Genomic DNA, 12,311 nt, shown 5'->3' with positions numbered 1-12,311 from the left:
CGGCTTTTCTTATCTTTATCCCGATGAAAAAAATTGCAATGATCCCGGCCCGCTATGCGGCAACCCGGTTTCCTGCCAAATTGATGCAGCTGCTGGGAACCAAAACTGTTATTCGGCATACCTATGATAATACCGTGGCCACAGGTTTATTTGATGAAGTATGGGTGGTAACAGATAGTGATATTATTTATAATGAAATTATTTCAAACGGCGGCAGAGCATGTATGAGCCGTCAGCAACATGAAAGTGGCAGCGACCGCATTGCCGAAGCGGTGGCCGATATTGAAACTGATATCGTAGTAAATGTGCAGGGCGATGAACCTTTTGTAAAAAAAGAACCGTTACAGAAATTATTGCAGGTTTTTGAAGGCGCCGCAGGAGAGAACGTGCAGGTAGCATCCCTGATGCAGGTGTTGAAAGAACCGCAGTTTATTGCCGATCCCAATTATGTGAAAGTAGCGGTTGATAAACATATGAACTCGCTTTTCTTTAGCAGAAGCATAATTCCCTATCCGCGCAATAACGAAGCGAAGCCCATCTATTATGAACATATTGGGGTATACGCTTTCCGCAAAGATGCCCTCATGAGCTTTACCACCTGGCCCATGACCCCATTGGAAGCTGCTGAAAAAATTGAATGCCTCCGTTACCTCGAAAACGGCGTACCATTAAAAATGGTAGTAACAGAATATATGGGTGTTGAAATTGACACGCCCGAGGACCTGGAAAGAGCAGCTAAGCTTTTATAACGATTGCCGAAATAAACAACCAACACCATGACGCAACCACTTTGGGGTATCGACCTGGGAGGAACCAAAATAGAAGGTGCCATAGTTCCATCGTTAGATAATCCGCAACCCATTTTACGCACCCGGATCGACACAGAAGGATACAAGGGATACGAACACATCATTGGCCAGATTGAGAGCCTGGTTCAAACAATGAAAAAGCAATCAGGCCTGCAGCCTGCCCGCATTGGGCTGGGTACGCCGGGCGTGCTTGACCCTATATTGCAAACCATGAAAAATTGCAATAGCACGGCCCTGAACGGACAACCCCTCAAAAAAGACCTGGAAGAAAAACTGGGAATTCCCTGTGTGCTGGCCAACGACGCCAACTGTTTTGCTTTAGCCGAAACCCACTGGGGTGTGGTGAAAGAAAAAGCACCCGATGCACAAATGGTGTTCGGCATAATAATGGGCACCGGTGTAGGCGGCGGTATTGTTGTGAACGGACACGTGTGGAATGGCAAACATGGTATTGCCGGCGAATGGGGCCATAATTTCCTCGACGAATCCGGCGGTCCCTGCTATTGTGGAAAAACCGGTTGTGTGGAAACCGTGTTATCAGGCCCCGGGTTACAACGATATTATAAAAGTGTCACCGGTTCCATGCTTTCTTTAAAAGATATATTGAATCATGCCCTGCAGGGTAATGATCCTGCTGCCATTAAAACCATCGACCGGTTGAATCATTTCTTTGGAAAAGCGGTATCGGTAATTACCAATCTGCTCGATCCCGATGTGATTGTAGTGGGTGGCGGGGTTGGCAATATCGACAGCATTTACACCGCCGGGGTAGAATCACTGCATAAATTTATTTTCAATAACCGGGTTGATGTACAGATACTAAAACCCAGTTTGGGCGATAGTGCTGGTGTATTCGGTGCTGCGGCATTGGTTGCATAAATCGTGAAACGGCAAACGTGAAAGGGTTCGCGGGCTTTGAAATTAATAGGCGATCTTGCGCCGCCCGAAATTCTTTGCCGTTTGCCGTTTGCCGTTTGCCGTTTGCCGTTTGCCGTTTGCCGTTTGCCGTTTGCCGTTTGCCGTTTGCCGACTTATGCTAATACAGTTATTAACGACTTAATGACCGCTGCAAGTTTCACGCCTTCAAAGATCCGGCTTTCAGTGCCGCCATGTTGTAAAATGGAATGTTCGTGAGAAGTAATACACATTTCACAACCATTGATCGAAGAAACCACCAGGCTCACCAGTTCAAAAAATTCTTTGCCTACAACCGGGTTCATCATGATGCTCATTTTTATACCCGCCGGGGTGTTGGTATAAAAATCCTTCTTCACATAGTGACGGAACCGGTAGAAAATATTGTTCGCATTCATTAAAGAAGTGCACGAAACAATTTCAGCCAGTTCGGCTTCAGTAGCACCCGCTTCCTGCGCCTGTTTATAAAAAGTCTCTTTCAGCAGATCAAACTTTTCATTCACTGCTACGGCATAGGCCAGTAACAACGCTTCTTTTTTATTCAGGTATTGCGTGTTGTTCAGCACATTGCTCACATTGATCTTCAGATCCTTTATATATCTCGATTCTACCTGTATCAATTGCTGAGCGGTAGCAGAAGGGGTATAGTCAGGTATTTGCAGATCATTCAACATATTGTTGAAAGTCTCGTTTTGTATCAGAGTTCCCTGGCTCATGTTATTATAGTTTGCTTTTAAAAAAATAACAGGACCGGCATAACCGGCCCTGTACTATTGATCCCTAAGCGTGAAAATTAATTCATGTTCAGCTGCTCAGTCAGGGTTTCCTGACCTTTTTGCCAGTTGCAGGGGCACAGTTCGTCTGTTTGCAAAGCATCCAGTACACGAACCACTTCCTGTACGTTACGGCCAACATTCAGATCGTACACACTTACCCAGCGTACAATACCTTGTGGGTCGATGATGAAAGTAGCACGCAGGGCCACTTTTTCTTCCTGGTCTAAAATTCCCAGTTCTTCAGCCAGTGATTTAGAAGTATCCGCCAGCATGGGGAATTTCAGATCGCGCAGATCGCTGTGATCTCTTCTCCAGGCTGCATGCACAAATTCTGAATCGGTTGAAGCGCCGATCAAAACGGCATCTCTGTCAGTGAATTCGCTGTGTTTTTTATTGAATTCAGCGATTTCGGTAGGACATACAAACGTGAAATCTTTAGGCCACCAGAACATCACTGTCCATTTGCCTTTAGCGGCAGCATAATCGTTGGTGATTTCCATAAATTCTTTTCCTTTCTCGATAGATACAACCGCTTTCTTCTTAAATGCCGGAAACTGACTTCCAATAGACAAAATTCTGTAACTCATATTATGGGTTTAATTATTTACGCAAAACGTTCAACGCAAAACGCAAATACATTACGCGATAGCCACCATTGTATTTGGCGTTCGGCGTTACGCATATAGCGTTCAGCTTTAAAATTTGGATGGGAAACAATCGTTGTCCGCCAACTGGCGGAGCCCTGGTTAGATGCGCGCAAAGATGATAAAAAATGATATAGATATTCATAGGAATATTCTATAAAACAATAGATTTTGTCTATGAGTTTGGTTTCGGCTAAAATAAGTAGATTTAGAAAACCCAAACTGATTGCATATGAAAGCCATGTTGGTATTCTTAACAGCCCTGCTGCCTGTTGGTATTTATTCACAGAGCAGGCCAACTTATAAAGAACCCTATCGCCCGCAATATCATTTTTCCCCCCATCATAACTGGACGAACGACCCTAATGGCCTGGTTTATTATAAGGGTGAATACCATTTGTTTTATCAATACAATCCCATGGGTAATACCTGGGGCCATATGAGCTGGGCGCATGCGGTAAGTAAAGACCTGTTGCACTGGCAGCCGCTGGCGCTGGCTATTCCAGAAGATGAAAAGAACATGATCTTCAGCGGTAGTTGTGTGGTTGATAAAAACAACAGCAGCGGTTTCGCCCAAAAACCCGGACAAATTCCCCTGATAGCCGTATATACGGCACACATCATCCCCGATAAATCAAAACCAGATGACTATATGCAAACCCAGCACATTGCCTATAGTCTGGATGATGGCAGTACCTGGACAAAATATTCCGGCAACCCGGTGCTGGACCTGCATAAAAAAGACTTTCGCGACCCTAAAGTATTCTGGTACGAACGGGGTAAAAAATGGATCATGGTAACGGTGCTGCCCAATGAACACATCGTGCAGTTTCATGGTTCCCCCGATCTGAAAACCTGGACGCACCTGAGCGATTTTGGACCTGCCGGTGATGTCAGCGGCATTTGGGAATGTCCCGATCTGTTGCAGGTGCCCGTAGATGGACACACCGGCAAAGGCAAATGGGTGCTCATGAATTCACAACAATTCACCATGCAATACTTCGTGGGAGAATTTGATGGAACCGTTTTCCACAATGAAAACCCGGCCGATACCATCCTTCGCCCCGATTACGGCCCCGACTTTTACGCCGGTATTACTTATAACAACCTGCCGGCCGGCCAGGATCCGGTGCTGATAGGCTGGGCCAATAACTGGAAATATGCGCAGGCCATTCCTACCTCACCATGGCGAAGCGCCATGTCGCTACCCCGTTCGTTGCAGTTGAAGAAAACCGGCAATACCTGGACATTATTACAACATCCCGTTAAAGCGTTAAAAAACCTTCGGGGCGCTGTTGTTGAATGGAAAAATAAAAGCACCAGCAGTGAGTTGGTCTTCCCGGCCAAAGGCCAGGTATTGGAATTGGATGCAGAGCTTATTCCCGCCACCGCCGGCAATTGCGGCATCAGGCTGGCAGCAGACGATGGACTGGGTATTATTATAAGTTACAATGCCGCGACTCAGCAATTAAGTATCGACCGTTCCAAAACCGGTAATATTCATTTCGATAACCAGTTTGCCGCCGTTACCTCCGCTACGGCCCGGGTTCCTTTGCAGGCCGGGAAACTGAGCCTGCATGCCTTTTTAGATAAAAGTATTTTGGAAGTTTATGCCAATGACGGCGCTACGGTGCTTACCACCCAGCTTTTCCCCGCTGCCAACCTGGATGGGATCGTATTTTTTAGTGAAGAAGGCACCACCAAGATTTTATCAACCAGGGTATGGGCTCTTAAGTCGATCTGGCAATAACAAGGGATTAAAGTGTCAAATACAGCAAATTGGCAATAGACAATAGGCAATAAGAAGCCCCGACAGGGAATAAGAGGGTAAAAAATTCGACAACATTTGCCAATTGCCTATTGTCTATTGCCCATTGATTCCGACCTTCGCACGGCTAAATCACAGTATCTGTTAAAAATCATTTAGCGTAAGCATATGAAGTTCAGAAACTTTAAAATGGTCAGCTATGTTATTTATGGCCGAGGCAGTTTTAACCAGCTCGATGAAATTTTAGCTCCACATAGAAAAGGCGATGCGCCCATGATCTTTCTCGTAGATCATTTTTTTGAAAAAGGCGCCGCTACCGGCGACGGAAAGCCGTTAATAAACCGCATTCCCCTTCGTGGTAAAGACAAAGTGATCTTTGCAGACGTAACCTACGAACCAAAAACCACCCAGGTTGATAAACTGGCCAAACAATTAAAAGATGAGTTCGGTACCGTGAGTGGCGTTATTGGTATTGGCGGCGGTTCAACCCTCGACCTGGCCAAAGCAGTTTCTTTAATGATGAACAATCCCGGTTCTTCAGCCGATTATCAGGGCTGGGACCTGGTTAAACAAGCCGGTGTTTACAAAGCCGGTATACCCACCCTTAGCGGAACAGGCGCCGAAGTTTCCCGTACTACGGTATTAACCGGGCCAACCCGCAAACTGGGCATGAACTCCGATTTCACCCCCTTCGACCAAATAGTACTGGACCCTGAATTAGCCGCCAATGCACCGGTTAACCAGCGTTTTTATACCGGTATGGATTGTTATATCCATTGCATTGAAAGCCTGCAGGGAACCTACCTCAACGAATTCAGTAAATCATATGGCGAGAAAGCCCTGGAATTGTGCCGGGAAGTTTTTGTTACCAAAGACCATTGGGATACCGAAAGTGACGATAAACTGATGATGGCTTCTTATGCCGGTGGTATGAGCATCGCGTATTCACAGGTTGGCGTGGCGCACGCGGTAAGCTATGGCTTAAGCTACCTGCTGGGCACTAAACATGGTATTGGCAATTGTATTGTGATGAACCATTTGGAACCCTACTACCCAGAAGGCGTTGCAGAGTTTAAAAAAATGGTTGAGAAAAATAATATCGATATCCCCGTTGGTATTTGCAAGGGCTTAACCGATGAGCAGTTCGATACGATGATTAACGTATCGCTGGGCATGAAACCCCTGTGGGAAAATGCACTGGGTAGAGACTGGGAAAAAATAATGACCCGGGAGAAACTGCGGGCCTTATACGAAAAGTTGTAGTTACCGCCTTACATCATATTTATTAAGCCGGAGTTGCCTGGAGCAATTCCGGCTTTTTGCATTGTCCATTTCTGCATTAAGCGCTCCGCGTCAGGCGTTTTGCGTTTAGCGTTAATCATAATTTATTATTCAGCAATTCAGCCATTGTGTAAATTCACCAACAAAACCTGTTATATGAAAAAAATCGCTTTCGCACTTAGCTTGTTCGTGGCCGCTGCGGCTTTTGGCCAGGACAAATTTTCGCCTGCCATAAAACAAGGCACCAAGCTCAACTATTCCGCCATGGTGAATGGCCAACCTTTCTCCTGTGTATTTTCATTAGATTCATTATCGGCTGCCTATGTTAAAGTGGGTTGGAGCGTAGATGGCTTTGGCAGCGGCGGCTGGGTTATGAAAAACAAATCGATCGAAAGCGGTAACCGTGGTTTCTGGGGCCAGCCCACACCCGGCACCGTAGAAGATCTGGCCGATGACCAGGTGGCAATACTGTTCTCAAAAGCCCAATGGGACATGTTGCAAAAAGACAAAAAGATCAATTTCGACCAACAGACTTATACCGTAAAACAACCCACCGAGCAGCAAGAATTAAAGATTTCTGGCAAGACTGTTGATGCATATTACCTGGAAAGCTCCAATGGTTCCACCCATATCTGGATCCTGAACAATGCAGCTACCCCCTTATTATTAAAAATCGAAGGGAACACCCTGGGTGCCGATCTTACCCTGAATTCTGTAGAATAGGTATAATTGCCGGTTTTGGCGGTTTTTATGCAATGCCCTTATTAACCATGCGTTATCTAACTGCAGGAAATGATTTTTCGCATTTTTTAGCCATTTTTGTTTTATGAGTATGAGCCCTCAGAAATACCTGCGTTATTTAATGTTGCCTAATTTGTTCGGAACCGCCCGAACCAAGGAAATATTGCAGGTAAATCCCACTATTGTACCGCACCGGGAAGAAGCCAAAGAAGTAAAGATCTTCGTATACGAATACGATGCCCATTCCGTACAGGAATACGGGGCGGAGAGTGTAGCAGATTGCCTGCATTGTAAAGCAGGCAAATACATCAGCTGGATCAACATCGACGGGTTGCGTAAACACGAAGTGGAAACCATTAGTAACGACTATGGCATTCACCCGCTGGTTATTGAAGATATTCTCAGCATTAACCAGCGCCCCAAGTTTGATGAGGTAGAGGGTATTTTATTTTGCCTGCTGAATATGTTATACTGGAACGAACAGAAAAAATCGATAGAAACAGAACAGATCAGCATAATAGTAGGTCCCAGGTATGTGCTTTCCTTCCAGGAAGATTCCGAGCGGGATGTGTTTGATCCCATAAGACACAGGCTTAAGATCAACAACGCCAAGATCAGGCAACGCGGGGCCGATTACCTGTGTTATTCCATGCTTGATATGATTGTTGATAATTACTTTCTCGTAATGGAAAAAGTGAGCGAGCAGATAGAGATCGTGGAAGAAGAAGTGATCCGTAATGCCAATACCCGTTCCCTGGCCCGTATAAACCAATTGCGGAAAGAACTGATCGTGTTGAAACGAAATTTTTCACCGGTGCGTGATCTGTTGAACGGTATTATTCGCAGTGACAGTGACCTGCTGGATGAGAACAATACCAAATATTTTAAAGATGTATATGATCATATTATACAGGCTTATGATCTCAGCGAAAACTATCGTGATTTGATAGCCAGTATGCAGGATCTGTATATAAATAATGTGAACCTTCGAATGAATGAAGTAATGAAGGTAATGGCAATAGTTACCTGCTTACTGGCTCCTGCAACCGTTATTGGTGGCATCTTTGGAATGAACTTTGAAACAATCCCCTACATCCATAACCGTTGGGGATTTTTTCTGGCAGTAGGCGCCATGTTGCTTATTCCCCTTTGGATGATCAGGGTTTTTAGAAAAAAAGGGTGGTTTTAATGTGATTGTTTGATGGTGCTAATTCCCGAACTTTAAGTATCACCAAACAATTATTGCCATGCCCTCAAATCGCCGACATTTTTTAAAACAACTGGGTGGATTGGCAGCCGGCTTTGGCGCCGCTTCCACCGGGTTGTCATTTATCAATCCTTCCAACAAAGGAATTCAAACAGAAGATCATCCTATTGAACCAGGAATAGCACCCGCTCCCCTGTTTTTTACCATTTCGCTGGCCCAATGGTCGTTGCACAAGAAGCTGTTTGCAAAAGAAATGGATAACCTCGATTTTCCTGCCATGGCCAAAAACACCTATGGCATCAGTGTGGTAGAATATGTAAACCAGTTTTTCAAAGACAAGGCAAAGGATGAAAAATACCTGGCCGAGTTGTTGAAACGCTGTAATGATAACGGTGTTAAAAATCACCTGATCATGTGTGATGGGGAAGGTGAAATGGGCTCACCCGATGCCAAGGTAAGAAACGAAGCGGTAGAGAACCATTATAAATGGGTGGATGCTGCCAAATACCTGGGTTGTATAACCATACGCGTAAACGCTTTCGGCCAGGGCAGTGCAGAAGAAGTAGCAAAATCGGCCGCTGAGTCGCTGAGCAAACTGGGTGAATATGCCGGCAAATCCGGTATTAATGTAATAGTAGAAAACCACGGCGGCTATACCTCCAACGGCGAATGGCTGGCTGGGGTAATGAAAAAGGTAGGCCGTAAAAACGTGGGCACCCTGCCCGATTTCGGAAACTTCTGTATCAAACGCGAAGGCGGGGCTCAGTGGGGCGCTAAATGTATTGAAGAATATGACCGTTATAAAGGGGTGGGTGAAATGATGCCTTATGCAAAAGGCGTAAGCGCCAAAACCCATGATTTTGATGACCAGGGTAATTGCATTGAAACCGATTATTTAAAAATGCTGAAAGTAGTAAAAGCAGCCGGCTTCAGTGGCTATATGGGCATCGAGTATGAAGGCGATAAATTGAGTGAAGATGAAGGCATCAAAAAAACCAAGGCCCTGCTTGAGAGAGTGGGCTCAATGATTAAATGATTTTGAGATTTCTGATTTAGAGATTTTGGGACTTCATTCAAATCCCAAAATCTCTAAATCCCGAAATCAGCAATCCTTAATAACTTGTTTCGTCGAGTTTTACTTTCCCTTTGAATGTCCAGAATACAAACGAAGTATACGTTCCCACCAATGGTGTTCCTATCAATGCAATAATCAATAAGATCTTCATAGTCTTAGGTGATGCCGCCGCATTATGCACCGTAATACTGTTTTGAGGATTTCCTCTTGAATACAATAAATAAGGAAACACTTCCAGCGCCACCATTATCAACAGTAAGGCAATAGTTGCAGAAGAAAATATAAACGCATACTGGTATTTCCCTTTTTTCAACAACCTGGGAATATTGGCAATGGCCAGTACCATTAATATAGGTACAATAAAAGAAGAAGGATGATCTCTGAAAAAATCGCTCAGGTGCGGTACATACAATAACGTGTACAAAGTAGTGATCACAAAACTCAGTACAAAAAAGATGATAAACTGCCGCGCCAGCAAATACAGTTTGGTATATAACCGGCTTTCGGTTTTCATGGTGAGATAAATAGCGCCATGCATCATAAACAAAGCCAGCGTGGTAATGGCCACCATGATGGAAAAGAAATTAAAGAACGATAACCAGTTGCCCGAAAATTCCTTGTGTTCGTTCAATGAAATTCCATACGCAACATTCCCCAACATTAATCCAAGCGATAATGAGATGATAATGGATGCCGCGCAATACACAATGTCCCAGGTTTTGCGCCATAATACACCAGGCTCTTTACTTCTGAATTCAATGGCTACACCTCTCCAGATAAGTCCCACCAGGAATACCATGAACGGCACATAAAAAGCAGAGAAGATGGCTGCATACGCCACCGGGAATCCGGCAAACAGGGCGCCGCCGCCAATAACCAGCCATACTTCGTTCCCATCCCATACTGGACCGATCGCATTCAACGCAATGCGCCGGCTTTGTTCCTTTGTTAAAAAAAGGTGTAACGAACCGGCGCCCAAATCGAACCCATCTAAAATCGCATACCCACTGATCACAGCGCCAAATACTAAAAACCACCAAATATTATAATCGAGTCCTAAGAAAGTTTCCATTGTTTACAATTGTAGTGAGTATTTGGGTTAGTGCGCTGCAATAGCATGGCCGCCGGTATGATCCAATACCGGGTTATCTCGTTTACTTCCTTCTTCAATATCTTCCTTTGTTCCGTAATCAACGGGGCCATGAACAATTTTCTTGTTCAATAAATACAGGAACAGCACAAACAACATGGTATACACCAATGCAAACAGGATCAGGGAAAACACAATCTGGTTAGCGGAAACAGTTTTCGACAGGGCGTCAGATGTTTTCAACAAACCATATACCACCCAGGGCTGCCGGCCCATTTCTGCAGCAAACCAACCGGTTTGGTTGGCTATTTGCGGTCCCAGCACCGCCCATACGAAAACCCACATCAACCATCGTTTTTCAAACAATTTATTCCTGAAACTCAACCACGATGCATACAGGGTTAAGGCAATCATAAACATGCCCAGCCCCACCATAATATGATAGAACTGGAAAATGGTATTTACCTGGCTGGGTCTTTCATCCGGTTTAAAAGCGTTCAATCCTTTAACCGGTTTTTTAAAATCGAATTGAGTGAGAAAAGATAACCCACCGGGGATTTTTATCCCGGTTACTTTTTGATTTTTTTGATCTACGTAGCCCAGTAAGAACATATCTGCTGCGGCCATGGAATCGTAATGCCCTTCGAGCGCAGCGAGTTTTGCGGGCTGATGTTTGTATACCACATCGGCACTGCTATGTCCTGCTACCAATTGTAACAGGGAGAAAACAGTTGCAGCAATCAGGGCTATTTTGAAAGAGCGTTTTGCAGTTTCGAGGTGTTTTCCTTTTAAGATATACCAGGCATTCACACTCAGTACTAAAAAAATTCCGGCCAGGAAGGCGGCTATCCAAACGTGCATCAGCCGTTGTACGCTCGATGGGTTGAACACCATGGCCCAGAAATCGGTGATCTCGGCGCGGGCTTCCATACCACTGCCTACGATATGAAAACCGGCAGGCGTTTGTTGCCAGGAGTTGGCTACCACGATCCAGATGGCGGAGAACATAGATCCCAGGAAGACCATGATAGTGGAGAAGAAGTGAACACGCGAGCTAACCCGGTTCCAGCCAAAAATGAGGATCCCTAAAAAGCCCGACTCCAAAGCAAATGCAAAAATTCCTTCAGCTGCCAGCGCGCTTCCGAAAATATCGCCCACATACTTTGAATAGGTGGCCCAGTTGGTACCAAACTCAAACTCCATTATAATACCGGTTGCTACACCAATACCAAAGATCAGGGCAAAGATCTTGATCCAGAAACGGGTGATCTGCTCATACATTTTATTGCCCGTTTTCAAATACAGGCCTTCAAATACAACGAGCAATAAACCAAGTCCGATACTTAAAGGCGGGTAGATGTAGTGAAAGGCAATAGTAAATGCAAATTGGATGCGTGCTAATATTTCAACGTCCATGGTCGGGCAGTTTTAGTTTATTAGTGTAGCAAGCAAAAAAAAAGCCGACGCTATGGCATCGGCTTCGTTAGTTATTTCTTTTTAAAGATAGGCACTGTGCTGCAAGGTTCGCCATACATAATACTCCTGGCTACCGGCATCAACTTTTTGGTAATGGCCAGGTAGGCAAACTCTCCTATGGGTATATCCCCACATCCTTTTACCACAATTCTTTTATCAATATACGGCGTTGTATCTATGGATTCGATCTTCTGTATAAATAATTGTTGACGGGCAGTAGCTTCATCGCCAAAAACAATATCCTTTGCAACCGGCTGCAGGTACGAACCTACCAGCATATATGCCCACATGGGAATAATGGCATCGGCTGTACAGGTAACGGCTACTACTTTATCCTGGTAAACACTCCAGTCATTGCTTTGCAAGGCGGCGCGAAATTCCTTTTCTTTCAGGATCAGCTCCATAAATAAATGAGGCTTCAGGTCAAAGACCGCAATCTCTTCCGCAGGAAAATAGCTTTCCAGGTCGAGGGTGACCAACTGGCTTTGCGCGACTTTATTTACTATTTCTTCACTCATATACTTTCACT

12 protein-coding genes are annotated in these 12,311 nt (G+C 44.8%); 7 read left to right on the top strand and 5 right to left on the bottom strand.

All coding sequences use genetic code 11. From position 1 onward, the window contains the following. Positions 1-23 precede the first annotated feature (23 nt). Both kdsB and NIAKO_RS31275 read left to right on the top strand, forming a co-directional pair. On the top strand, positions 24-749 hold the full coding sequence (gene kdsB, locus NIAKO_RS31280; protein ID WP_041347531.1) for a 3-deoxy-manno-octulosonate cytidylyltransferase: 726 nt from the start codon (positions 24-26) through the stop codon (positions 747-749). A 27-nt stretch (positions 750-776) separates the two neighbouring features. Continuing rightward, on the top strand, positions 777-1,688 hold the full coding sequence (locus tag NIAKO_RS31275) for an ROK family protein (RefSeq protein WP_014222487.1): 912 nt from the start codon (positions 777-779) through the stop codon (positions 1,686-1,688). A 152-nt stretch (positions 1,689-1,840) separates the two neighbouring features. Here NIAKO_RS31275 and NIAKO_RS31270 read toward each other — a convergent pair whose 3' ends face one another. After that, the gene (locus tag NIAKO_RS31270) at positions 1,841-2,440 is read right to left on the bottom strand and encodes a carboxymuconolactone decarboxylase family protein (protein ID WP_014222486.1); all 600 of its coding nucleotides are present in this window, start codon (positions 2,438-2,440) and stop codon (positions 1,841-1,843) included. Between the two features lie 77 nt (positions 2,441-2,517). Continuing rightward, on the bottom strand, positions 2,518-3,087 hold the full coding sequence (locus NIAKO_RS31265; RefSeq protein WP_014222485.1) for a peroxiredoxin: 570 nt from the start codon (positions 3,085-3,087) through the stop codon (positions 2,518-2,520). Between the two features lie 289 nt (positions 3,088-3,376). On the opposite strand from NIAKO_RS31265, the gene NIAKO_RS31260 reads away from it, so the two are divergent. The 5 genes from NIAKO_RS31260 (at position 3,377) to NIAKO_RS31240 (ending at position 9,177) form a co-directional block, all read left to right on the top strand. Beyond that, positions 3,377-4,894, top strand: a complete 1,518-nt coding sequence (locus NIAKO_RS31260) for a glycoside hydrolase family 32 protein (RefSeq protein WP_014222484.1) — start codon at positions 3,377-3,379, stop codon at positions 4,892-4,894. Between the two features lie 186 nt (positions 4,895-5,080). Further along, a complete protein-coding gene (locus tag NIAKO_RS31255) occupies positions 5,081-6,175 on the top strand; it encodes an iron-containing alcohol dehydrogenase family protein (protein WP_014222483.1) in 1,095 nt (364 codons plus the stop codon). Between the two features lie 174 nt (positions 6,176-6,349). Next, on the top strand, positions 6,350-6,916 hold the full coding sequence (locus NIAKO_RS31250; protein ID WP_014222482.1) for a hypothetical protein: 567 nt from the start codon (positions 6,350-6,352) through the stop codon (positions 6,914-6,916). A 103-nt stretch (positions 6,917-7,019) separates the two neighbouring features. Next, positions 7,020-8,123 (top strand): magnesium/cobalt transporter CorA, encoded by a 1,104-nt coding sequence (corA, locus tag NIAKO_RS31245; RefSeq protein WP_014222481.1) that lies wholly within the window; start codon positions 7,020-7,022, stop codon positions 8,121-8,123. Positions 8,124-8,181: 58 nt separating this feature from the next. After that, positions 8,182-9,177 (top strand): sugar phosphate isomerase/epimerase family protein, encoded by a 996-nt coding sequence (locus NIAKO_RS31240; protein WP_014222480.1) that lies wholly within the window; start codon positions 8,182-8,184, stop codon positions 9,175-9,177. A 76-nt stretch (positions 9,178-9,253) separates the two neighbouring features. Here the strand turns inward: NIAKO_RS31240 and cydB are convergent, their stop codons facing one another. The 3 genes from cydB to NIAKO_RS31225 form a co-directional block, all read right to left on the bottom strand. Next, positions 9,254-10,288 carry a cytochrome d ubiquinol oxidase subunit II gene (gene cydB, locus NIAKO_RS31235; protein ID WP_014222479.1) on the bottom strand — a complete coding sequence of 345 codons (1,035 nt, stop codon included), beginning with the start codon at positions 10,286-10,288 and terminating at the stop codon, positions 9,254-9,256. A 27-nt stretch (positions 10,289-10,315) separates the two neighbouring features. Then, positions 10,316-11,722, bottom strand: a complete 1,407-nt coding sequence (locus NIAKO_RS31230; protein WP_014222478.1) for a cytochrome ubiquinol oxidase subunit I — start codon at positions 11,720-11,722, stop codon at positions 10,316-10,318. 71 nt (positions 11,723-11,793) lie between these two features. Continuing rightward, a complete protein-coding gene (locus NIAKO_RS31225) occupies positions 11,794-12,300 on the bottom strand; it encodes a DUF2480 family protein (protein WP_014222477.1) in 507 nt (168 codons plus the stop codon). Positions 12,301-12,311: the final 11 nt, after the last annotated feature.

Origin of the sequence: Niastella koreensis GR20-10, assembly GCF_000246855.1 — a bacterium.
GTDB classification, from domain to species: domain Bacteria; phylum Bacteroidota; class Bacteroidia; order Chitinophagales; family Chitinophagaceae; genus Niastella; species Niastella koreensis.
This window is presented reverse-complemented; position numbering and strand designations above follow the sequence as displayed.